General features: G+C 62.0%; 15 protein-coding genes. 3 read left to right on the top strand and 12 right to left on the bottom strand.

The window, feature by feature from the left end:
* Nucleotides 1-60: 60 nt before the first annotated feature.
* From addA to BJ928_RS27640, 11 genes are all read right to left on the bottom strand, one after another.
* Complete coding sequence (gene addA, locus BJ928_RS27690) at nt 61-3627, bottom strand: double-strand break repair helicase AddA (RefSeq protein ID WP_047633966.1); 3567 nt, start codon at nt 3625-3627, stop codon at nt 61-63.
* Nucleotides 3620-6811, bottom strand: a complete 3192-nt coding sequence (addB, locus tag BJ928_RS27685) for a double-strand break repair protein AddB (protein WP_047633964.1) — start codon at nt 6809-6811, stop codon at nt 3620-3622. Before addB ends, addA begins: the two co-directional genes overlap by 8 nt.
* A 4-nt stretch (nt 6812-6815) precedes the next feature.
* Complete coding sequence (locus BJ928_RS27680) at nt 6816-7547, bottom strand: nucleotidyltransferase family protein (RefSeq protein WP_047633962.1); 732 nt, start codon at nt 7545-7547, stop codon at nt 6816-6818.
* A gap of 74 nt (nt 7548-7621) precedes the next feature.
* Complete coding sequence (gene tsaE, locus BJ928_RS27675) at nt 7622-9130, bottom strand: tRNA (adenosine(37)-N6)-threonylcarbamoyltransferase complex ATPase subunit type 1 TsaE (protein WP_047633961.1); 1509 nt, start codon at nt 9128-9130, stop codon at nt 7622-7624.
* The gene (locus tag BJ928_RS27670) at nt 9127-11706 is read right to left on the bottom strand and encodes a PAS domain-containing sensor histidine kinase (protein ID WP_047633959.1); all 2580 of its coding nucleotides are present in this window, start codon (nt 11704-11706) and stop codon (nt 9127-9129) included. Before BJ928_RS27670 ends, tsaE begins: the two co-directional genes overlap by 4 nt.
* A 317-nt stretch (nt 11707-12023) precedes the next feature.
* Nucleotides 12024-13424 (bottom strand): adenosylhomocysteinase, encoded by a 1401-nt coding sequence (gene ahcY, locus BJ928_RS27665; RefSeq protein WP_047633957.1) that lies wholly within the window; start codon nt 13422-13424, stop codon nt 12024-12026.
* A 183-nt stretch (nt 13425-13607) separates the two neighbouring features.
* Nucleotides 13608-13883 carry an HPr family phosphocarrier protein gene (locus BJ928_RS27660; protein ID WP_047633955.1) on the bottom strand — a complete coding sequence of 92 codons (276 nt, stop codon included), beginning with the start codon at nt 13881-13883 and terminating at the stop codon, nt 13608-13610.
* A gap of 19 nt (nt 13884-13902) precedes the next feature.
* Nucleotides 13903-14304, bottom strand: coding sequence for a PTS sugar transporter subunit IIA (locus BJ928_RS27655; protein ID WP_015338202.1), 402 nt, complete (start codon nt 14302-14304; stop codon nt 13903-13905).
* Between the two features lie 140 nt (nt 14305-14444).
* Nucleotides 14445-14909 (bottom strand): serine kinase, encoded by a 465-nt coding sequence (locus BJ928_RS27650; protein WP_047633953.1) that lies wholly within the window; start codon nt 14907-14909, stop codon nt 14445-14447.
* 8 nt (nt 14910-14917) lie between these two features.
* Complete coding sequence (locus BJ928_RS27645; RefSeq protein WP_047633951.1) at nt 14918-16756, bottom strand: sensor histidine kinase; 1839 nt, start codon at nt 16754-16756, stop codon at nt 14918-14920.
* A 149-nt stretch (nt 16757-16905) separates the two neighbouring features.
* Complete coding sequence (locus tag BJ928_RS27640; protein WP_197070140.1) at nt 16906-17640, bottom strand: response regulator transcription factor; 735 nt, start codon at nt 17638-17640, stop codon at nt 16906-16908.
* 351 nt (nt 17641-17991) lie between these two features.
* On the opposite strand from BJ928_RS27640, the gene BJ928_RS27635 reads away from it, so the two are divergent.
* From BJ928_RS27635 to BJ928_RS27625, 3 genes are all read left to right on the top strand, one after another.
* Nucleotides 17992-19602 (top strand): phosphoenolpyruvate carboxykinase, encoded by a 1611-nt coding sequence (locus tag BJ928_RS27635; protein ID WP_047633947.1) that lies wholly within the window; start codon nt 17992-17994, stop codon nt 19600-19602.
* Between the two features lie 216 nt (nt 19603-19818).
* Entirely contained in the window at nt 19819-20253 is a 435-nt protein-coding gene (gene arfB, locus BJ928_RS27630) for an alternative ribosome rescue aminoacyl-tRNA hydrolase ArfB (RefSeq protein WP_047633945.1), read from the top strand.
* A gap of 281 nt (nt 20254-20534) precedes the next feature.
* Complete coding sequence (locus BJ928_RS27625; RefSeq protein ID WP_047633943.1) at nt 20535-21143, top strand: alpha-ketoglutarate-dependent dioxygenase AlkB; 609 nt, start codon at nt 20535-20537, stop codon at nt 21141-21143.
* Between the two features lie 3 nt (nt 21144-21146).
* Here BJ928_RS27625 and coaA read toward each other — a convergent pair whose 3' ends face one another.
* Nucleotides 21147-22142, bottom strand: a complete 996-nt coding sequence (coaA, locus tag BJ928_RS27620) for a type I pantothenate kinase (RefSeq protein WP_047633941.1) — start codon at nt 22140-22142, stop codon at nt 21147-21149.
* Nucleotides 22143-22147: the final 5 nt, after the last annotated feature.

Below are 22147 nucleotides of genomic sequence, written 5' to 3'. Positions count from 1 at the left end.
CAGGATTTGGGGTTGCTAGATATGTGATGGTACGACGCCCAAATTTCAATATTTGGTATTTCACTTTGTTTGGAGCTCCGCAAGCGCCAATGCAAGGGTGCTGTCGGACAGCGTGTAGATCGAGGCATTTTCGGTGTAGACCAGCATGCAATCGACACGCTTTCCCGGATAGAGCGGCGAAAGGATCTCGCGGTAGATCGCGAGCTGGGCACGATGCGCAAACGGAATGCTGCTTTCCTCGCCGGGCGGCACGCGGTTCGTCTTGTAGTCGAGAATGACGACGCGATCGTCCAGATCAGCCAGCCGATCGATGCGGCCGGAGACGGCGTAGGACTGGCCGCCGAGCTTCAGCGTGCCCATGATCGAGACTTCCGCCTGTGCGTGGGTGCCGAACGTGCCCTGCAGATCCGGATGCGACAGGAGCGCGATGACGGAGTTCACCAGCGCGTCCCGCTCGGCCTGCGGCCAGAAGCGGGCGGCTCGCTCCGCATAGCGCCGCGCGGCGGCGGCGCGCTCCTCGGGCGCGATCTCGGGCAAGGTCTGTAGCATCCGGTGGATGAAGCGGCCCTTTTGCAATGCGCGGTCGGACTTGGCCCTTTCGCCGAAAAGCGCCGACGTCACCAGCAGATCGTCGGCTTCCTCGTCGATGACGGTGCCGACGCCGGAGGGGCTCAGCGGCCGTGGGAGGCTCTTCTGCGGCGGCAGCGGCCGGTTGAGGCCCTCAGGCAGGCCAACACGGTCAGAGCGCTTCTCCTGCTCTCTTGTGGTCTGGAATTCGAGCTGGACCTGAGCAACCCGCCAGCTCAACCCTTCCCAGTCACCATCGGGTCCGGAGAAGGTCTTCTGTGTGCTGTGCAGCTCATCCCCGCGCAGGGCGGCCGAAATCATGGCGTGCCAGGTATCGGCATTTTCTCGGATGCCGCGATAGCCGCAGATGACCAGCCGGTCGGCGGCGCGGGTCATGCCGACATAGAGCAGGCGGCGATATTCCTCCTCCGCCAACGACTGCAGCCGCGCGGTATCAGCCTGCGTCAGCGAATTGGCAAGGGCCGAGACCGGAACCCAGACCGGCAGCGGGATCTGGTCCCTGCCGGTCTCGATCAGCCGCATCTTCGGCAGATGCGTGTGGGTGAATGCCTTGCCGCCGCCATCGACGAGGAAAACGATCGGCGCTTCCAGCCCCTTCGAGGCGTGCACGGTCATGATCCGCACCTCGTTGCGGCCCTTGTCCTGCTCGCGTTTCACCGTCGGCGCTTCCAGCTCCAGCGTCGAGATGAAGGACTGCAGGCCGGGCAGGCCGCTGGTCTCGTGATCGAGCGCGAAGGTGAGGAATTCGTCGAGGATATCGCTGACCTCGGTGCCGAGCCGCGCCAGAAATTTGCGCCGGCCGCCGAAGCTGCCGAGTACGCGCGCATAAAAATCATGCACGGGAAGGCTTTTCGATAAGGCAAGGAAGGTTCTCAGTCGTTCGACTGCTTGCCTGAAGCGTTCATGTCCATCGTCGGCAAATCTTTGCAGATGGCTCCAGACGCTTTCCTCTTCATCGCGATAGGCGGCGACGGCGAAGACGTCTTCCTCGCTGAGATCGAACAAGGGGCTTTTCAGCAGGGCAGAAAGCGAAAGATCGTCCTCCGGCAGCAGCAGGAAGCGGCCAAGCGCGAGGAGATCCTGAATGGCGATATGGCTGGTCAGCACCAGACGATCGGCGCCGGCGACGGGAATATTGCCGCGTCGTTTCAAAGCGCGGGTCAGCGCGTTGACGAAGCTGTCGCGCTTGCGCACGAGGACGAGAATGTCGCCTGCTTCGATGAAGCGGGCCTTGCCCTTCTCGATGATCTTGTCCCGGCCGACCAGATTGCCGATCGTGTGCGCCATCCGCCGCGCAAGGATAGCGGCGGGCGCACTTTCCGGCGTCGAATCGAAAGGCGCGGTCCAGTCTTCCTCCTTTGCGGCCGGCTCCGGCGCGATCATCTCCCAGAGATCGACGGCGCCGGGATGGCCGATGCGGCTGGAGCGATGCACCACGGGTTCGTCGACGGCGCTGAGCCCGCGGGCATTCTCCGGGCTGGTGAAGACGTGATCGACGGCGCCGAGCACGTCGGCAGTCGAGCGGAAAGAGAGGGGCAGGCGGATCGACGAAAATTGCTGGCCGCTCGCCGCCACGCGCCGCCGCGTCCGGTCGCTCTCCTCGGAAAAGCGCTCGGGCCGGGCGCCCTGGAACGAATAGATCGACTGCTTCTCGTCGCCGACGGCAAAGATGGTGCGCAATGTCGGCCGGGCGCTGTCACCGGAGAAGAAATCCTCCGCCAGCGATTGGATGACGCTCCACTGGATCGGGCTCGTATCCTGCGCCTCGTCCACGAGAATGTGATCGATGCCCTGATCCAGCTTGTAGTGAATCCAGGGGCCGACATCCTTCTTGGTCAGAAGATCGGCCGTGCGGGTGATGAGGTCTTCGAAATCGAGCTGGCTGCGTCGCTTCTTCAGCTCTTCGTAGTCGCGGTTCAGCCGGTCGGCGAGAATGAGGGCGGCCCGCGTCGCGCGGTACATCCGCATCAGCTTCAACCGGTCGCGGCAGGCAACGACATGGGCGCGCGCTTCGGAGATGGCCTCTGCCAGGGCAGGGGCATCCGCCAGCATCGCCTTGACGAAGAACTGGCTGTCGGACTTCGGCTCGCCTTTGGCGGTCAGCATGGTCCTTTCTAGGATTTCGGCGCGCGCGATCGGATCTGTCTCGCGCTTGGCGAGTCGCAGCGCATAAGCGATCTCCTGCGCCTTGGCGCCACCCTTCTGGTCGGCAAGCGTCAGATAGAGCTCAAGCGTTGCGCCGGAGAGGCCGGGAAGGGGCCAATATTGCCCCGCGATGCCGCCTTCCGTATCGCCGGCAGAGAGGTCGAGCCTTGCCAAGAGCGCCGCTTCAACGCCGCCTTGACGCTCTGCCGGCTCTGTGAAGCGGCGAATGGCGTTTCGATTGGCGACGATATCGCCAAGCAGCGTTTCCAGACCCGATTCGTCGCCGAGATCGAGCACATAGGCAAAAGCATCCGCCAATTCGGCATCGCCATGCGGCGTTGCGGATGACAGCAGCGCGCGCCGGGCATCGTCGAGCAAGGTTGCCGCCGCCCGGTCGTCGAGAACGGAGAAGTGCCCGGCGACGTTGGCCTCGAGCGGGAATTGATGCAGCAGTGCCTCGCAAAAGGCGTGGATGGTCTGGATCTTCAGTCCGCCGGGCGTTTCCAGCGCCTTGGCAAAGAGCCGCCGTGCCTCGGCAAGCTTGAAGAGATCCGGCTCCTTGCCCTCGATATCGGCGATGCGCCTCTTCAGCTCCTCGTCCGGCATCGTCGCCCAGGCCGCTAGCCGGTCGAAGACGCGGTTCGACATTTCGGACGCCGCAGCCTTGGTATAGGTGAGGCAGAGAATGGCAGAGGGACGCGCGCCCGCAAGAAGCAGGCGGATAACGCGCTGCGTCAGCACATGCGTTTTGCCGGAGCCGGCATTGGCCGAAACCCAGGCCGAGCGTTCGGGGTCCGACGCGATCGATTGCTGGATCGTCGTCCAGCCGATCCAGACACCGGGATCATCGCTTTCCGGCAGGGTGGCGGTGTCATCGATGGAAAGCTCACTCATCGCCGCCTCCTTCCTGCTCGGTTTCCGCCGTCGACCATTCCGAGACGCGGGCGAGGTGATCGTAATCGCCACCATATTCGAATTGCTGCGCCGGGATCAGCCGCGAGGAAAAACCCTTCTCGCCCGACTGCAGCAGCGAGACGAATTTCACCAGCTGGTCCATCGATTCCTGTGCGAGATCCATAGCCGACTTCGTTTCCGTCTTGCCGCCGCGGCTCGAATGCTCGTTGTTGACCTGGTCGACCTTGAAGCGATCGCCCGGCCGCAGCCGGACGTAAAGCAGGTTTTCGGGCACCAGCGCACCGATATTGCGGAATGCGCCGGACCTCAGCGCATAGGCTTCGAGCGCCAGCTGCGGGTCGAGCAGTGCGCGGGCCTGCGCCGGCGAGGGATTGTAGCCGGTCTTGTAGTCGATGAGATCGGCTGCTTTGTCGCTCTTGACGTCGATACGGTCGGCAACGCCCGTGAGGCGAATGCCGATCGGCTCGATCTCGACGCCGGCAGGCACTTCCGTCGCCGTTTGGCGCACCTCGGGGCGTCGTTGCGCTTCCCAATCGAGGAACGCACGGGCCACTTCGCGGAAACGCGGCCGCCAGACGCTGTCGATATACACGGGCAGCCGCTCGGCGTCGAAGAGGTCGGCGATGATCCGATCCATCGCCAGTGTAGCATCCGGCGTGCCGGCCACATGCCCCTCGCGGACGAAACGGTCGATGATCTTGTGGTAGAGCGTGCCGCGCTCGGCCGGTCCGGGATCGCGGTTGAACGGATCGACCGGATCGAGCCGCAGCACACGCCGGGCATAGATGGAGTAGGGATCGCGCCGCAGCCGGCCCACTTCGCTGAAGGAATAGCTCTTCGGCTGCAATTCCACGGGCGGCTTTGGGGCGGGGCGCAGCGCCGGCGCCTGGTTTTCGCCCTCGTCGATCATTGCGGCCCAATGGCGATACTGGTCGCCGCGCGCCTTCATGGCGTCCTCCAGCTCTTCGCTGCCGAGCGCGATCAGCCGCTGCAGCCAGCGCGAGGCGACCGTCGGGGTCGAACCCTGGCGCAGGGCGCGGGAATAGATCAGGTCGCGCGTGCCGTTCGCCATTTCGAAGTCGTGTGCGAGCTGGCCGATGCGGCGCTCCGGCGGCTCCAGGCCGATCTCCGTCTTCATGCTGCGGGAAATGAAGGGATTGTTCGCCGTCTGCCCCGGCCAAGACCCTTCGTTCAAGCCGCCGAGGATCAGCGTGTCGACGCTCTGCAGGCGCGCTTCCAGCGTACCGAAGATGAAGAGGCGGGGATGGCTGAGCGCGCGCGGTTTCACTGCCTGGCCCACACAGAGCGCCGTCGTGATATCGATCCACTGCACGCCGTCGGCTTCAAGCTGGCCGTCGGTATCGATGATCTCCCTGAGCAGGCTGGCAAGCGTATCCCCGGCCTCGCCCGACCAGAGGCCCACCAGGCTGCCACGCTCGTCGACCGCTGCGGCTTCGAGGGCACGGCCCGTGCGCTCGGCCCAGTCCGAAAGGGTCGGCAGCCCCTCTGACGCTGGCAGGGAAAGAACCGACATCAGCGGCTCGCAGGCGGTGGTCACACGTTGGGCTAGCACCCGCGCATGTTCGATAGCCCCAGGCGGCAGTGATTTGCGCCACTGCGGCGCATGGCGATCATTGGCCTGCTCGACGACGCGCTCATCGAGCAGGGCTTCCAGCCTGCCGATGTCGATGTTGGCGACGCCGCCCCTGAGCGCCAGGATCTCCAGCGCGTCGACGCCCGGCTGGTGGGTTTCCGCCGGCAGGCCGAATAAGGCGAGGGGATGTTTCAGCAGCGCCACGACGGCGACGGGATCGCCGGGGCGAAGGGACGCCTCCAGCAGCAATTGCAGCAGCGTGCCCTGCGGCGTGGCATTCAGCGGCGTGCCGGCCGAATCGTCGGCGGTGATGCCGAAGCGGGCAAGCTCGGCGGTGACGCGCCGCGCGAGATTGCGGTCCGGGGTGATCAGGGCGGCCTGGCTCTCGTTGCCGTTGCGCCCGGGCTTATCCAGTGCCAGCCGCAATGCAATGGCGATTGCCGTCGCTTCCTCGCGCTCGTTCGATGCCTCTATCAGAGACACGTCTGCGAAGGCGTCCGCGATGGCGTTGGAGGCAAGCGTCTTGCGCCAGCTTCCCCAGCCGCTCGTCGCTTTTGCCGGCGCCAGCGCGCGCGACAGGATTTCTGCCCGCATCCGCATGGTGTCTGGCGCTTCGGCGACGGTTTCGACATCACGCCGGGTGACGTGCAGGCGCTTGAGCAGCAGCGACAGGCCATATTGCGAATGGCTGCGGGTGGTGGGGTCGGATCGCTCGCCGGCGGCCGTTTCCGGCGTCACGAGCTGCCAGTCTTCGTCCGGCATCGAAAGATCGAGGCCTGGTAGCACAATCACGCCCTGCGGCAGCGAGGCGACGGCGGCAATCAGTTCTGCGGTTGCCGGCACCGAGCCGGTCGAGCCTGCGATGATGACGGGCCCGGCGTGCCGCATGGTGGAGATCCGCTGCACTTCGGCGCGAAGAACGGCGTTACGGTTACGGGCCGGCGACGATTTGCCGAGCTCTTCGAGGCGCGCCGGCCAGAAGGCGCTGGCGATCCGCAGAAATTCCGCCGTCAGCTGCCACCAGAGCGCGTGGTCTTCAGCGCTGAGATTGGCAAGCTCGCTCCACTCGCGATCCTCGGTTTCAAGGGAATCGATGAGTTCGGCGAGGTTGCGAGCGAGCCAAATGGCATCAGCGGGGCTTGCCGGTGCGACCAGCGGCGAATCGGAGTGAATGTCGCGCACGATCTGCGGCAGCTTGTTGCGCCAGGCGAGGATCAGTCGCGCCAGTTCCAAGAGCCGGGCGGTATTGGCAAGCGGCTGCGCCAGATCGGCAGTTTCGGGCAGGGCTTCCTCGAAATAGCCGCTATCGTCATCGGTCTCGCCGAGCGGGCGAATGACCGGCAGGATGGCGGAACGGCCGCCGAGCAGCTCCACGAATTCTGAGCGCAGCACGCGCGCGGCGCGCCGCGTCGGCAGGAAGATACTGACTTTAGCAAGCGACAGCGGGTCGTCCGGATCATGACGGAAATGCTCGGTCAGCCGTCCGTCGCAGAGCGCCGCCGCAAGGGTCTTCAGGAAGGGCAGGCCCGCCGGAATCGTCAGGATACGCTGCCGGTGTCCGCCTGCCATGGGCTCACGCAAACGCCCGGAAGTTCCGGATCGCTTCCTCCGCCTCGCCGACCGCTTCAGGCGTGCCCACCGTCAGCCAGTGGCCGTCGAGCATGGTGCCGTAGAGCCGGTTCTTGGCGATGGCCTTGTCGAAATAGATGTTGATGTTGAAGGCATCATCAGGCGCATCGTCAAGGAAAGATGGCTTCATGGCGAAGGCACCGGCATAGACGACACCGTTATGTGGGTTGTCGCGATAACGCGTGAGCCGTCCGTCGTCGGCCATAGAGAAATCATTCTTGCCGTTATGGCCCGTGGTCCGTTCCAGCTCGACGCAGAGCATGGCCATGTCCATATGCTGTTCGTCCCAGAATCCGGCTAAATGATCGAGATTGCTCGGATGGCCGGGCTTCTCTCCGATCCAGAACAGGTCGGCATTCATGACGAAAATCGGATCACGGCTCAACAGCTTCAAGCCTTTGACGATGCCGCCACCATTGTTCATCAGCGCGTCCCGCTCGTCGGAAATCAGGATTTCGAGACCGCGATAACAGCGCAGATGCGCCTCCATCTGGTCGGCGTGATGATGGACGTTGACGACGGCCCGTTCGACACCTGCCTGCACCAACGCATCCAGTACATAATCGATCATCGGCTTGCCGGCGATCTTCACCAGCGGCTTCGGGATGGTGTCGGTGATCGGCCGCATGCGGGTTCCGAGCCCCGCGGCCAATACCATGGCTTGCTTGATGGTCATTTCGTCTCGAATTTCCGATTCGCTATCTGATTTCCATAGCACAGGGCCGGAAAGCCGTCGCGGGTCTTGGTCCGCTATGCCCGACCTATCCCGGCCTTCTCGCACCATTCGCGCAAGGGCGCGAGCGCTTCGTGCTCGAAGGCGATGGCGAGATAGGCGAGCGTGCGCGGCATGTGCTTCAGATATCCCGGCTTGCCGTCGCGCTGGAGCAGCCGCACCCAGAGGCCGGCGAGCTTGCAATTACGCTGCGCCGACATGATTGCCCAGCTTTTCAGGAATTTCGCCTCGTCGAAGCCGCCTTGGGCGTGCCGAAGGGCAAGATAGTCTGACATCAGCTGGTCGTGCAGATCGCGCTCGATCGTCACCCGCGCATCCTGCACCAGTGAAGCCACGTCGTAGGAGGTCGGCCCGATCATCGCATCCTGGAAATCGATGATGCCGACGCGCTTGATGCCCTGTTGATGCGCCTGCCAGATGATGTTGGGCGAATGCATGTCGCGCAGCAGCAGGTTCGTTTCAGCATCCTCGAGCTGATCGATCAGCCTGTCCCAGATCGCCAGATAGTCGGCGCGCTCCTCGTCGCTCGCCGGCGTGCCGCGCTTCCAGGGCAGATGCCAGTCGAGAAGCAACCGCGCTTCCATCTTCATCGCGGTTCGGTCGAAATCCGGAATGTGGTGGACATGATCCGGCGTCACCGGAATATCGTGCGGAATAGAGAGACCGTGCAGATGCGCGAGGAAGGCAACGCTTTGGCGATAGCGCTCGGCAATCGGTTTGCCCTCGGCGTCGAGCACGCCATCGGTGCCGAGATCCTCGATCAGAAGAATGCCCTGGTCGTAATCGGCACAGAAGATTTCCGGAGCGGCAAAGCCGTTCTCGCGGAGGATATTGGCGATCGCCACGAAAGGATAGGTATCCCAGGCAAGATGCGCGACTTTGGGATAGGGCTTGCCGTCGAGCACGGGCGGCCCTTCCGGCAGGCCGGGCCAATCCATAAGGATTACACGGCCACCATCCTTGGGATAGATGGATTCGTAAGCCCGCAGCGAGGCATCGCCGGTCAGGAAGCGCCTATGCGCGCCGCGATAGCCGTGCGTATCGAGAAAGGCGCGGATAGCAAGGACACGCTCGATGCGTGCCATCTGTTTGACCGGTGCCGTGACCGCTACCCGTCGTCCTTCGCCCTCATGCGTGAGCTTGAGGTCGATGCGTTCCTTCGGCAGCTCGCCTTCGGCCATTTCGGGCCATTCGACAAGGCAGATGCCGATTTGCAAGGCCTCGTCGAAGCCGAGTTCCGCCAACTCGCTGGGATCGCCGAGGCGGTAGAGATCGAAATGCGAGACAGGGATACGCAACTCGTAGGATTGAACGAGCGTAAAGGTCGGGCTCGGGACATCGAGTTCCGCATCGTCGGCCATGGCGCGCAGCAGCGCGCGCGCGAGCGAAGATTTGCCGGCGCCGAGATCGCCTGATAGTGCGAGACAGTCGCCGACCTTCAAGGCCAGTGCCAGATCCTCGCCAAGCTGAGCCGTGGCCGCGTCGTCTGCGAGGAAGAGGGAAATGCTGCTGTTCGAGGCTGTCATTCTGCGGCGACGGAATGGGGCAGTTCGGCCGAAGGAATCCGGCAGGTGACAGTCGTGCCCTTGCCCGGCTGGCTTTCGATGGAAACCTCGCCGTCATGCAGGCTGACGAAGCTTTCGACGATGGATAGACCGAGGCCCGCGCCGCTGCGCTTGCCAGCCTTGCCACCCGAGGCGAAGCGGTTGAAGACGCTGTGAAGCAACTCTTCCGGTATGCCCGGACCCTTGTCGGAGACCGAGAACACGAAGTCTGCGCCTTCGCGCCCGCATTTCAGCGCGATCGTTGATCCCTCGGGCGCGAAATTGGCAGCATTGGTCAGAAGCTTGAGCAGGATCTGCTTCAATCGTTGCTGATCGGCGACGATGGAGCCGAGGTGGGCCGGCACGGTGATTTCGAGTGTCACGCCGCTTTCCTGCAGCCGGTCGGCGATCTGCATGGAGACTTCGTCGAGCAGGTCGGAAAGCACGATCTCGGAATAATTCAACCGCATGATACCGGCATCGACGGTCGCCAGATCGAGAATGTCGTTGACCAGCGTCAGCAGCACGGAAGACGAGGTCGAGATATGGTCGATATATTCGGCCTGCCGCTCGTTCAGCGAGCCGATGCCCGGCGTCTTCAGGAGATCGGTGAAACCGATGATGTTGGTCAGCGGCGAGCGCAGCTCATAGGACACATGCTGGACGAAATCGTTCTTCAGCTCGTCCGCCTTTAGCAGTGCCTCGTTCTTTTCCGTGAGGGCGCGTTCGGCGCGCACGCTGTCGGTCATGTTGACGAAGGTCAGCATGGTCTGCGCGTTCGGCAGCGGAATGACGGCGTAGTCGAGCACGAGATTGGAATAGAGCTCCAGCGTCCCCTGCGAGGACGGCCGCTCGTCGTCGAAGCTGGTGATCTGCTCGGCAAAGCGCTTCCAGCCGTCAGGCCGATCATAAGAGGGAGCGCAGGCCTCGGCCAGCGCCTGAATATGCGTGCCGGGTTTCGCTTGCACCTCCGTGATGTTCCAGAGAATGCGGAAGGCCGGGTTGGACAGGCGGATGCGGCCATCCGGACCGAAAACGGCGACGCCTTCGGAAAGGTGGTCGATGGTTTCGCCCTGCACCTTGACCAGCGTGTTGTAGCGCGTTTCGAGATCGACCTGCTCGGTCAGGTTCTCGAATACCCAGGTGGCACCGCCCTGCGGATGCGCGGTGGCAAAAACCCGGAGGATCTGGCCGTTCGGCAGGTGCCAGAGATCGGTCTGCGTATCGAGCGCGCGATAGACCGAAAGGACGCCGTCCTTCCATGTCTTCCAGCTCAGCTGCTCGGGCAGCTTTTTGGCGCTGCGCAGTCTGTCCAGAAGCTCGCTATTGTCGGGCCGCTTTTCCAGAAACGCGATGTCGAGTTCCCAGAGCTGGACGAAAGCCTGATTATAGAATTGCAGTCGCCTGTCGCCGTCGAAGATCGCAACGGGTGTCGCCAGATGATCGAGGGTTTCGGCGTGGCTCTTCAGCGTGCGCGCCAACTCTGCTCGCACCGATTCTGCCTCCGATACGTCGATGGCGATGCCGGCCGAACCGTTCGGGGCTTTGACGTCGACGACATCGAAAAAGGTGCGGTTGCCATGCACGACGGTCGAAATTTTGTCGTGAAATGGTGATTCCGGCGTGGTCGCGGCGCGAATGCGCTCGCGGGTCACGGTGGTCAGGAATTCCCGTCCCTCGCGCACGGCCTCTTCGGTCGAAACCGCTTCGACGGCCTCGCCATAGGCCTGGTTGACCCAGGTAAGCACACCTTCCGCATCGCGCTGCCAGACCGGCAGGTCGATGGCGTCGAGCAGGTTCTGGAAGGTGGAGATCGACGTCATCAACCGGTCGCGCTCGATCTTCAGCTCGGCGAGTTCCGCGCGCAGATTGTTGAGTGCGATGAAGCGAACGAAGGCGCGCCCGCCGGAAATGCGGCCCTGCGCTTCGAGGATCTCGTCGCGGTTGGTCTCGACCACCATGTCGAAGCTCTGGCCGCTGCCGCGCAGCTTGTCGATCGCCTTGTCGAGTTCGCCGGCCGACCATGATTTCAGCCAGCGGCCAAAGGCGAGGAATTCATTGTCCTGCGGGGCACCGGTTTCGACCGGAAGCTGGCCGAGCAGTTCCGGCCTGGCATTCTGGCCATCCCAGATGACGATCCGGCGGTTCTTGTCGGCGATCAGCGCCTGATATTGCGAAATGCGCTGGTTGGCGTCGGAAAGAGCCGTGCGGATCTCGCGGCTTTCGCTTTCCATGTTGCCGCGCTGCCGGACCATCCACATGGTCGAGAGGAGTGCAGCGGAGATGACGCCGATGATGACGGAGAAGACGGCCATTTCCGACGAGGTGAAGAGACGCATACTCGACTGGGCGGCATTGCTGCTCTGCGCAAGAACAGGTCCGGCCAGACCGGTCACGAGACCACCAAAAACACTGAGCCGCAACAGGCGGCTGAAGGAGGCCAGCCGGCTCTTGCCGCGCTTCGCTCTCGCCGAAAGCTGGTATGCACTGCCCTGCCGCAACTGCGTCGCCACTTGGCGTAGCGCTGGTCGATGCAGGTTGTCTTCCCCTTCAAACATAAGAGGTCTGTCTCCGTCCTTCAGAGCATGATGCCGAAAAGTGCAAGCGGTTTTCGGATGACATCATGCTCTACTTATTTGATTGTAGAGCGAATTCAGATTTTAGGCCGAACAGACCTTCAATCATCTGGCTCTACTGTGCCGCATCCTGACAAGACATCCCATTTTCATGGCTCCGGGCACGCCCGGTTCGTCACGAATCAAGTGTAAAAACAATACTGCCTAAGGGAATCTGCGGGAAGGGAGCTGGCTAAAAAATAAGCCCCGGCATTTGTCAATGCCAGGGCCACAAGATGTTGTGGATACTGTTTCGGTAATCAGTATCTGTAGTGGTCGGACTTGAACGGACCCTTTGGCGTCACGCCGATATACGAAGCCTGCTCTTCGGAAAGCTCCGTCAGCTTCACGCCGAGCTTGGCAAGGTGCAGACGGGCGACCTTCTCGTCGAGATGCTTCGGCAGCACATAGACTTCGTTCTTGTAGTGGCCGGGCTTGGTGAAGAGCTCGATCTGGGCCAACGTCTGGTTGGTGAAGGACGCCGACATCACGAAGGACGGATGGCCGGTGGCGTTGCCGAGGTTCAAGAGGCGGCCTTCCGACAGCAGGATGATGCGGTTGCCCTTGGAGAACTCGACCATGTCGACCTGCGGCTTGATGTTCGTCCACTTCTGGTTCCGCAGAGCGGCAACCTGGATTTCGTTGTCGAAGTGACCGATGTTGCCGACGATCGCCATGTCCTTCATCGCACGCATGTGGTCGATGCGGATGACGTCCTTGTTGCCGGTCGTGGTGATGAAGATGTCGGCCGAGGAAACGACGTCCTCGAGCTGAACGACTTCATAGCCGTCCATGGCGGCCTGCAGCGCGCAGATCGGGTCGACTTCGGTCACCTTGACGCGGGCGCCGGCGCCGGAAAGCGAGGCGGCGGAACCCTTGCCGACGTCGCCATAACCGCAGACGACGGCGACCTTGCCGGCCATCATGACGTCGGTGGCGCGGCGGATGCCGTCAACCAGCGATTCCTTGCAGCCGTACTTGTTGTCGAACTTCGACTTGGTGACGCTGTCGTTGACGTTGATGGCCGGGAAGGGCAGCAGGCCCTTCTGGCTGAGCTGGTAGAGGCGGTTGACGCCGGTGGTGGTCTCTTCGGTCACGCCCTTGATGGCGTCGCGCTGCTTGGTGAACCAGCCCGGAGAAGCCTGCAGGCGCTTCTTGATCTGTGCGAAGAGGATTTCCTCTTCTTCCGAATGCGGATGAGAGAGCACGTCCTCGCCGGCTTCGGCGCGGGCGCCGAGCAGGATGTACATCGTGGCGTCGCCGCCATCGTCGAGGATCATGTTGGAAACGCCGCCATCGGTCCACTGGAAGATCTTGTCGGTGTAGGTCCAGTAGTCTTCGAGGCTCTCGCCCTTGATGGCGAAGACCGGAACGCCGGAAGCGGCGATCGCGGCGGCGGCGTGGTCCTGCGTCGAGAAGATGTTGCACGATGCCCAGCGCACCTGAGCGCCGAGCGCGACCAGCGTCTCGATGAGGACGGCCGTCTGGATCGTCATGTGCAGCGAACCGGTGATGCGCGCGCCCTTCAGCGGCTGCGCTTCGCCGAATTCGGCGCGGCAGGCCATCAGACCCGGCATTTCGGTTTCGGCGATCGTGATTTCCTTGCGGCCGAAGTCGGCAAGGCCGATATCGGCGACGATGTAGTCCTTTTCAGTGCTCATCAATGGGTCTCCAGCCTGAACGATGCAGTCGCGCCGCGGGCAGACGCCTCGACCGAATGCAACAAAAATTGCACGCTGACAGCGTGTGGATGATGCCGTGTATCAGGCTTCAGGAGGGAAATCAATGAAGATATAAAGAAGTCTTTATATCTTTATATCCAGTTGGCGACTGCAGGCAAAAGCTTAGATTTCCTCGCCGAACTTGTTGGCGACCAGCTGGTCGAGCGCCTCGAGCGCTTCGGCGGCCTGATTGCCGCTCGCCGTCACCAGCACGCTGCAACCGGGGCTGGCCGCCAGCATCATCAGACCCATGATCGACGTGCCGCCCACCGTCGTGCCGTCCTTGGAAACGGTGATTGCCGCGTCATAGGCTTCGACGGTCTGCACGAATTTCGCCGAAGCACGGGCATGCAGGCCCCGCTTGTTGATAATCAGGAGTTCCCGGGAAAGCTCATTCATGGGGGCGGTGCTTGCCTCGTTATTTGCCGCTGAGCACGCGGCTCGCCACGTTGATATATTTACGCCCGGCCTCTGATGCTTCCACCAGGGCTCTTTCCATGTTGTTGTCGCCGCGCACGCCCGCAAGCTTGATGAGCATCGGCAGATTGACGCCGGCGATGACCTCGGTGTGGCCGCTATTCATGACGGAGATGGCGAGGTTGGAGGGAGTGCCGCCGAACATGTCGGTCAGGATGATGACGCCGTGCCCGTCGTCGGCACCGGCAACGGCCTGCAGAATGTCCTGCCGGCGCTTGTCCATGTCGTCTTCGGGACCAATGCATACCGTTTCTATGAACTTCTGCGGACCAACGACATGCTCGACAGCATGCCGAAACTCTTCAGCCAGCTTGCCATGAGTGACAAGCACAAGTCCAATCATGATATTACTGCTCCCATCGCATCCGCAAACAGGTGGCCCATATCGCAATGCAGCAATGTCGTCCACCAGTGGGGGGACATCTTGGCGATGAAAAGACGAAGTGCAAGCTTAAAATATAGGATTTGCGTGCCTGTGCGGGCCTAAATGGCCGATTCATCGAAACTCGCGCCGATTTTCGCCATTATTATGGCGAGCGGATTCGCCGAGGTTGCGGACAAGCGGATCAACGGCAACCTTGCGGATGCGGTAATATCGATCCACTCGTCTTCGGGTGGCATTCTCTCCGCCGTTGTCGGGTCGACAGGGCGAATGGCGAAGTGCATTTCGCCCCGCGAAGCATAAGGCAGGCGAACGATTCCCGTGTAGCGGATTTCCATCAGGCCAGCGATGGACGGCGGGCATTCGGCAATCACCGAGCCATCGTGCCTGGAAATCAGCACGCGATCGTCCGCAATCAGCTTCGCGGCGAGACCGAGCGGTCTTGCCGCCGCCAGACAGGAGAAGGCGAGGGCGGATTTGCCGCTGCCCGAAGGGCCGAGAAACAAAAGGCCCGTCTTGCCGATGACGATCGCAGTTGCATGAATGTTGGTTGTTTCGCCGGTCATGCGGCCGCTCACGCCGGCGTCTTGGCCGGCAGCGACAGGATGAAGCGGGCGCCAAGCAGCGTCGCGCCATCGCCGTCGATGATGTTTTCGGCGCGCAGCGACCCGCCATGCGCCTCGGCGATCTGCCGGCTGATCGAAAGGCCAAGGCCGGAATTCTGTCCGAACCCTTCGGATTCCGGTCGGTCGGTATAGAAGCGCTCGAAGATGCGGTCGATGTTCTCGGCCTGGATGCCGGGACCATTGTCCTCGATATAGATGACGCAGCGTGTCCGCGTCCGCGTCAGCCGTACGGTGATCTTGCCGGTTTCCTTCGCAACGAAGGAGCGGGCGTTCTCGATGAGATTGGTGACGATCTGGCCGATACGGAGATCATGGCCGTCGACCGTGAACTTCGCCTTGTTGCCCTGTTTGCGGTCGACGATATATTCGATCTCGACCGCTTTCTTGCTGTGTCCGACCTGTCTCGAAATCTCGATCATGTCGCGCAGCAGCACTTCCATATCCAGCGACCTGGCATCGGAGCGGGCAAGCTCGGCATCGAGGCGCGATGCGTCGGAGATATCGCTGATCAGGCGGTCGAGGCGGCGAACATCGTGCTGGATCACGTCCATCAGCCGCTTCTTCGAATCGTCGCTTTTGGCAAGCGGTAGCGTCTCGACGGCGCTGCGCAGCGATGTCAGCGGGTTTTTCAGCTCGTGGCTGACATCGGCCGCGAAACTTTCGATCGCATCGATGCGGTCATAGAGTGCAGAGGTCATGTCGCGCAGGGCAATCGAAAGGTTGCCGATCTCGTCCTGGCGGGCGGAAAAGTCCGGGATTTCCTCGCGTTCCTTCGCCCCGCCGCGGCGCACCCGGATGGCGGCGGCCGAGAGCCGGCGTAGCGGGTTGGCGATCGTGGAGGACAAAAGCAGCGACAGCACGACGTTGACGAGCGTCGCGACGCCGAAGACGCGCATGATCGCCAGGCGCTCGGCATGGACGATCTTGTCGATGTCGCCGGCTTGGGTCGAGAGCAGCAGGACGCCGAGAACGGCGCGGAAGCGTTGGATGGGCACCGCGACGGAAACGATCAGCTCGCCTTTTTCGGTGGTGCGGACGACCGCGCCGCGCACGCCGGTCAGCGCGTTCATGACTTCCGGATAGATCGAGCCGTCACCTCCGGGCGCTTCCTTGTAAACAGGCAGGTTGCCCGGCTGCAGCATCTTGTTGAGCAACCCACTGAACCAGTCGGACCAGCTCTGCTTCTCGTCGTCGACGGGGGGCAGGTCGTAGCGCAGCACCTGGCCGCGGGAATAGAGGTGGCGGCTGTCGAGCAAAAGGTTGGCATCGGCGTCGAAGATGCGGGCGCGGGTCCGCGTCGGCGAGATCAGCCGCGTCAAGACGGGCGCCACCTTTTCCGGATCGATCGGGAACTCGAGATCCTCGTCGTTCGGAACGGGTGTGATGCTCTGGCCGGCCTGCAGCTCCAGGAGCTTCTGGGGATCGATGGTGATGGAGTTCGTGTCGACCGATGCCGAAGCGGAAACGGCGCCGGCGATGATCTCGCCCTGCGTCAGCAGGCTCTCGACGCGGGCATCGATCAGGCCCTCGCGGAACTGGTTAAGATAGAGAATGCCGCCGACAAGCACGACGAGGGCGGCAAGATTGAAGAACAGGATGCGCCGCGTCAGGCTCGAAAAGACGGCATTGCCGAAGATGCGGCGGATCAGAACGAACGGATGAGTCCAGCGGCGGCGCGCGGGTCGAGCGCCGCTCGGGCTTTCCGAGTCGTCTATGTCTCTGTCCTGCACCAGCTGTGCCAAGCCAACGGCCCTTTCGAAGAACGGGCTCCGCGACCCCGTTCGCATGCTCTTATTCCATTCTCAGCCGCATGGTCCAGTTAACTATTCGAGCATGATGCCGAAAGTATGAGGGGCCTTCGGACGACATCATGCTCTCAATTTGCCACCGGAGCGGATTGAGATCTTGGGTCGGCCAGACCCAAGATCATCCGGCTCTAGGCAGCCTCGCGGAAGCGATAGCCGACGCCATACAGCGTCTCGATCATATCAAAATCGAGGTCGACCATCTTGAATTTCTTGCGCAGCCGCTTGATGTGGCTGTCGATCGTGCGGTCGTCGACATAGACCTGCTCGTCGTAGGCCGCGTCCATCAGGGCGTCGCGGCTCTTGACCACGCCGGGGCGCTGCGCCAGCGAATGCAGGATGAGGAATTCGGTGACGGTCAGCGTTACCGGTTCGCCCTTCCAGGTGCAGGTGTGGCGTTCCTGGTCCATGACGAGTTGACCGCGCTCCAGCGAGCGGGCCTGCTGCGTGGCGCCCGGCTTTGCAGCGGCATTGGCGCCGCCAGCGGCATTCGCGGCTTCGCGAGCCGAGGCGCGGCGGAGCACCGCCTTGACGCGCTCGACGAGCAAACGCTGCGAGAACGGCTTGGTGATGAAGTCGTCGGCACCCATCTTCAGGCCAAAGAGTTCGTCGATTTCCTCATCCTTCGAGGTCAGGAAGATCACCGGTATATCGGATTTCTGGCGCAGGCGGCGCAAGAGCTCCATGCCGTCCATGCGGGGCATCTTGATATCGAAGATCGCCAGTTGCGGCGGCCGGGCAAGCAGGCCGTCCAGCGCCGAGGCTCCGTCCGTATAGGTCTCTACCTTATATCCCTCTGCTTCCAAGGCAATCGATACGGAAGTCAGGATATTGCGGTCGTCGTCAACGAGCGCGATTGTCAACATGGTATTCGTCTCCGTCATCAGTGCGCGTCTCCCGGATTTGGAATCCAGCCCAGGCGGTCTGCCAGCTCGGTCGGCGGTAACCTGGCGCGCTTATGGGGATAAAGGTGGAACAAATTGTGGCAAAGATAAAGGGGAGGATTGTCGCGGCGCAAAACCCTTGCGCATTAGTTGTGCGACGAAACGTCTCGCCTTCCTCCATTCAAACGATTTAAAATTATCGAAATTTATTTAAATCGATTAAATACCTGATATCATTAAACATTTTTTGCTTCTCGCTCTTGTGCTTTTAAAAGGAGCCCTCTACGCTTTAGACAGTTCTAACGGCCAAGCCCCTTTGTAGAGGAAAAAGTGATGGAGCAATTCGGCGTTCGCAATCCCGCAACCGAACTGGGATCGATCGGCCTGGGAGCCGCCGCCAGTGTGCGTTACAACCTGATGGCAGCCCATCTTTATGAGGAGGCGATTCGCCGTCGTGAGGCCGATCTGACCGCCGATGGCGCGCTGAGAGCCATCACTGGACAGCACACCGGCCGTTCCCCGAAAGACAAGTTCGTCGTGCGCGACGCTACCACCGAGGACCAGATCTGGTGGGACAACAACAAGCCGATGTCGCCGGAGCATTTTGCGCTGCTGCATGAAGACATGCTGGCGCATGCTCGTGGCAAGGACCTGTTCGTTCAAGACCTGATCGGCGGCGCCGATGCCGAATATGCGCTGCCGACGCGCGTCATCACCGAATTCGCCTGGCACTCCCTGTTCATCCGCAATCTGCTGATCCGCCCTGAGCGCTCGACGCTCGAAGGCTTCGTGCCGAAGCTGACGATCATCGACCTGCCGAGCTTCCGCGCCGATCCCGAGCGCTATGGCTGCCGCACGGAAACGGTGATCGCCTGCGACTTCGTCAACGGCATCGTCCTAATCGGCGGTACCTCCTATGCCGGCGAAATGAAGAAATCCGTGTTCACGGCGCTGAACTACATGCTGCCGGAGCGCGGCGTCATGCCGATGCACTGCTCGGCAAACGTCGGCCCCGAAGGCGATGCGGCGATCTTCTTCGGCCTGTCGGGCACCGGCAAGACGACGCTCTCGGCCGATCCGACCCGCACGCTCATCGGCGACGACGAGCATGGCTGGGGCGAAAACGGCATCTTCAATTTCGAAGGCGGCTGCTACGCCAAGACCATCCGCCTATCGGCCGAGGCCGAGCCGGAAATCTACGAGACGACCCGCCGTTTCGGCACCGTGCTGGAAAACGTCGTGCTCGACGAGCATGGCCGGCCGGATCTCGACGACGGTTCGCTGACGGAAAACACCCGCAGCGCCTACCCGCTGCATTTCATCCCGAATGCGTCGGAATCCGGCATCACGGGCCATCCCGAAACGATCATCATGCTGACGGCCGATGCCTTCGGCGTCATGCCGCCGATTGCGAAGCTGACGCCGGATCAGGCGATGTACCACTTCCTGTCCGGCTACACCGCCAAGGTCGCCGGCACGGAAAAGGGCGTCGTCGAGCCGGAAGCAACCTTCTCGACCTGCTTCGGCGCTCCCTTCATGCCGCGTCATCCGACGGAATACGGCAACCTGCTCAAGGAGCTGATTGCCCGTCACGGCGCCCGTTGCTGGCTGGTCAACACCGGCTGGACCGGCGGCGCCTACGGCAAGGGAAGCCGCATGCCGATCAAGGCGACGCGCGCGCTGCTCGCAGCCGCTCTCAAGGGCGATCTCGATAATGTCGAGTTCCGCACGGACGCGAATTTCGGCTTTGCGGTTCCGGTCGCGGTCGAAGGCGTCGATACGGCCATCCTCGACCCGCGCTCCACCTGGGCCGATGGCGACGCCTACGATGCGCAGGCCAAGAAGCTGGTACAGATGTTCGTCACCAACTTCGCGAAATTCGAGGATCATGTGGACGGTAACGTCCGCGATGCGGCCCCAGGCATGCCGGTCGCTGCGGAGTAGATTTTTCGCAACAGCAATGACTCACGTGAAACCCGGCGGCCAATCCGCCGGGTTTTTCGTTCCACGGGATGTTTTCAAGCGCAATGCAATGTGGAATAGAGCGATTTCAGGAAAAGTGCTCGGCGGTTTTCCGCTTGGAATTGCCTAGACTGACGATAGAGCGGCGACGCGGCTTCAGCCGGATGTTCACCGACCTCGACAGGCGCGGAGAAGATCATGGCCAGCGAAGCGCTTTACATCAACGACCGGATTACGATCGCCGGCTGGGAGCTGACGGAACAGTTCGTTCTGGCGGGCGGCCCGGGCGGTCAGAACGTCAACAAGGTCGCAACTGCGGTCCAGCTATTCTTCAATGTCCAGAATTCCCCATCGCTGACGGAGCGTGTCAAGGCCAACGCCATCAGACTTGCCGGCCGCCGCGTCTCCAAGGAAGGTGTGCTGCTGATCGAGGCCAGCCGCTTTCGCAGCCAGGACCGCAACCGCGAGGATGCACGCGAGCGGCTGAAAGAGCTGATCCTTGAAGCTGCCGCCCCGCCGCCGCCGCCGCGCAGAAAGACCAAGCCGACAAAGGGCTCGATCGAGCGCCGGCTGAAGGAGAAATCCGGGCGTTCCGAAGTCAAGAAGATGCGCGGCAAGGTCGGCGGCGACTAAACTCGCTTTTCGGGTGGCGGCTTTGGTTCGATTGGGCGAGGTTGATGATGGTCAGGCGAGTTCGATTTCGTGGATGCTATCTGCGTGGCCCCTCATCCTAGCCTTCTCCCCGCGAGCGGGGAGAAGGGACGACAGCGTGAAACACAGACGCTCTTGAGTGGCTGGTTAGAGGCAGATTAGACTCCCTCGCCCCGCGAGCAGGGAGAGGGTTGGGGTGAGGGGCCATTTACCAAAGCGCGGCGACGGCATCCCCCTCTGACCCGCACCATCAGGAAACAAAAATGCAGCTCCCGAACGGAATTCGCCATCTGCCCGGTTATCTCGATCGCCCCGCGCAGGAGGCGCTCTTCGAGGCGATCCGCGCCGTCGTGGCCGACGCGCCGCTGTTCACGCCGGTCATGCCCGGCACCGGTAAGGAAATGTCGGTGCGGATGACCAATTGCGGCTCGCTCGGCTGGGTCACGGACAAACAGCGTGGCTATCGTTACCAGCCGACGCATCCCGTCACCGGCCGCCCATGGCCGGCCATGCCGAAGCAATTGCTCGATTTCTGGCGCGATATAGCGGGCTATGAAAAACCGCCCGAAGCCTGTCTCGTCAATTTTTATGGCGACGATGCCCGCATGGGCCTGCATCAGGATCGCGACGAGCAGGATCTCAACGCACCTGTGTTATCGGTCTCGCTCGGGAACACCTGCCTCTTTCGCGTCGGCGGCCTCAACCGCAATGATCGCACGCTATCTTTCAAGCTTGCGAGCGGCGATATCGTCGTTCTCGGCGGCGAGGGCAGGCTGTGCTTCCATGGCGTCGACCGCATCTATCCGACAACTTCGACATTGCTGAAGAACGGCGGGCGGATCAATCTGACCCTCCGGCGTGTCCAGCCCTGATCCTCAGAGCTTTCTGAGCGCAACCTGTTCGATCAGATGGTTCTTGCCCTTCTGCAGGATGAGGTCGGCGCGCGGGCGCGTCGGCAGGATGTTCTGGCGCAGGTTCTTCAGGTTGATGTTCTTCCAGAGCCCCTCGGCAATCGCCAGCGCTTCCTCCTCGCTGATCGACGCGTAACGGTGGAAGAAGGAGTTGGGGTCGCGGAAGGCGGTCTCGCGCAGCCGCATGAAGCGGGCGACGTACCAGTTATGGATCTGCTGTTCCTCGGCATCGATATAGATCGAGAAATCGAAGAAATCCGAGACCATCGGCACGATCTTGCCGTCGGCCGGCAAATGGCGCGACTGCAGTACGTTGATGCCTTCGAAGATCAGGATGTCCGGGCGGTCGACCGTCTTGAACTCGTTCGGCAGCACGTCATAGACAAGATGCGAGTAAGAGGGCGCCTGCACATTGGGCTGGCCGGCTTTGATCGCCGAGAGGAAGCGCAGCAGCGCGGCCGTATCGTAGCTTTCCGGAAAGCCCTTGCGCTGCATCAGGTTGCGGCGCTGCAATTCGGCGTTCGGATAGAGAAAGCCGTCCGTCGTGACCAGATCGACCTTCGGGCTCGATGGCCAGCGACCCAGCAACTCCTTCAGGATACGGGCCGTGGTGGATTTTCCGACCGCGACCGAACCGGCAATGCCGATGACGAAGGGCGTCTTCGCGACATCGGAGAGGCTGAGGAAGCGATTGCGCTGCTCGAACAGGATCTGCGAGGATTCCACATGCGAGGACAGAAGTCGCGACAGCGACAGATAGATGCGCCGGACCTCGTCAAGATCAATCGGGTCGCCCATCGAGCGCAACCGCTTCACTTCGTCAGATGTCAGCGTTAGCGGCGTGTCCGCCCGGAATTTCGCCCATTCTTCCGAAGAGAAGAAATAATAGGGCGAATAGGCTTTCGCCTCAAAAATATCGAGAGTTTCGGGCGCGGGCTCGCTCTTGGTCGCTATCGTCATCGCGT

Source organism: Rhizobium sp. WW_1 (genome assembly GCF_003610155.1).
Lineage (GTDB): Bacteria > Pseudomonadota > Alphaproteobacteria > Rhizobiales > Rhizobiaceae > Rhizobium > Rhizobium tropici_A.
Note: the sequence above shows the minus strand (reverse complement) of the source record. Positions and strands in the feature narration are given on the sequence as shown.

Excerpts from the sequence above, each read along its gene's own strand:
- addA (WP_047633966.1), bottom strand. The coding sequence starts at position 3,627 with ATGAGTGAGCTTTCCATCGATGACACCGCCACCCTGCCGGAAAGCGAT.
- addB (WP_047633964.1), bottom strand. The coding sequence starts at position 6,811 with ATGGCAGGCGGACACCGGCAGCGTATCCTGACGATTCCGGCGGGCCTG.
- BJ928_RS27680 (WP_047633962.1), bottom strand. The coding sequence starts at position 7,547 with ATGACCATCAAGCAAGCCATGGTATTGGCCGCGGGGCTCGGAACCCGC.
- tsaE (WP_047633961.1), bottom strand. The coding sequence starts at position 9,130 with ATGACAGCCTCGAACAGCAGCATTTCCCTCTTCCTCGCAGACGACGCG.
- BJ928_RS27670 (WP_047633959.1), bottom strand. The coding sequence starts at position 11,706 with ATGTTTGAAGGGGAAGACAACCTGCATCGACCAGCGCTACGCCAAGTG.
- ahcY (WP_047633957.1), bottom strand. The coding sequence starts at position 13,424 with ATGAGCACTGAAAAGGACTACATCGTCGCCGATATCGGCCTTGCCGAC.
- BJ928_RS27660 (WP_047633955.1), bottom strand. The coding sequence starts at position 13,883 with ATGAATGAGCTTTCCCGGGAACTCCTGATTATCAACAAGCGGGGCCTG.
- BJ928_RS27655 (WP_015338202.1), bottom strand. The coding sequence starts at position 14,304 with ATGATTGGACTTGTGCTTGTCACTCATGGCAAGCTGGCTGAAGAGTTT.
- BJ928_RS27650 (WP_047633953.1), bottom strand. The coding sequence starts at position 14,909 with ATGACCGGCGAAACAACCAACATTCATGCAACTGCGATCGTCATCGGC.
- BJ928_RS27645 (WP_047633951.1), bottom strand. The coding sequence starts at position 16,756 with ATGCGAACGGGGTCGCGGAGCCCGTTCTTCGAAAGGGCCGTTGGCTTG.
- BJ928_RS27640 (WP_197070140.1), bottom strand. The coding sequence starts at position 17,640 with ATGTTGACAATCGCGCTCGTTGACGACGACCGCAATATCCTGACTTCC.
- BJ928_RS27635 (WP_047633947.1), top strand. The coding sequence starts at position 17,992 with ATGGAGCAATTCGGCGTTCGCAATCCCGCAACCGAACTGGGATCGATC.
- arfB (WP_047633945.1), top strand. The coding sequence starts at position 19,819 with ATGGCCAGCGAAGCGCTTTACATCAACGACCGGATTACGATCGCCGGC.
- BJ928_RS27625 (WP_047633943.1), top strand. The coding sequence starts at position 20,535 with ATGCAGCTCCCGAACGGAATTCGCCATCTGCCCGGTTATCTCGATCGC.
- coaA (WP_047633941.1), bottom strand. The coding sequence starts at position 22,142 with ATGACGATAGCGACCAAGAGCGAGCCCGCGCCCGAAACTCTCGATATT.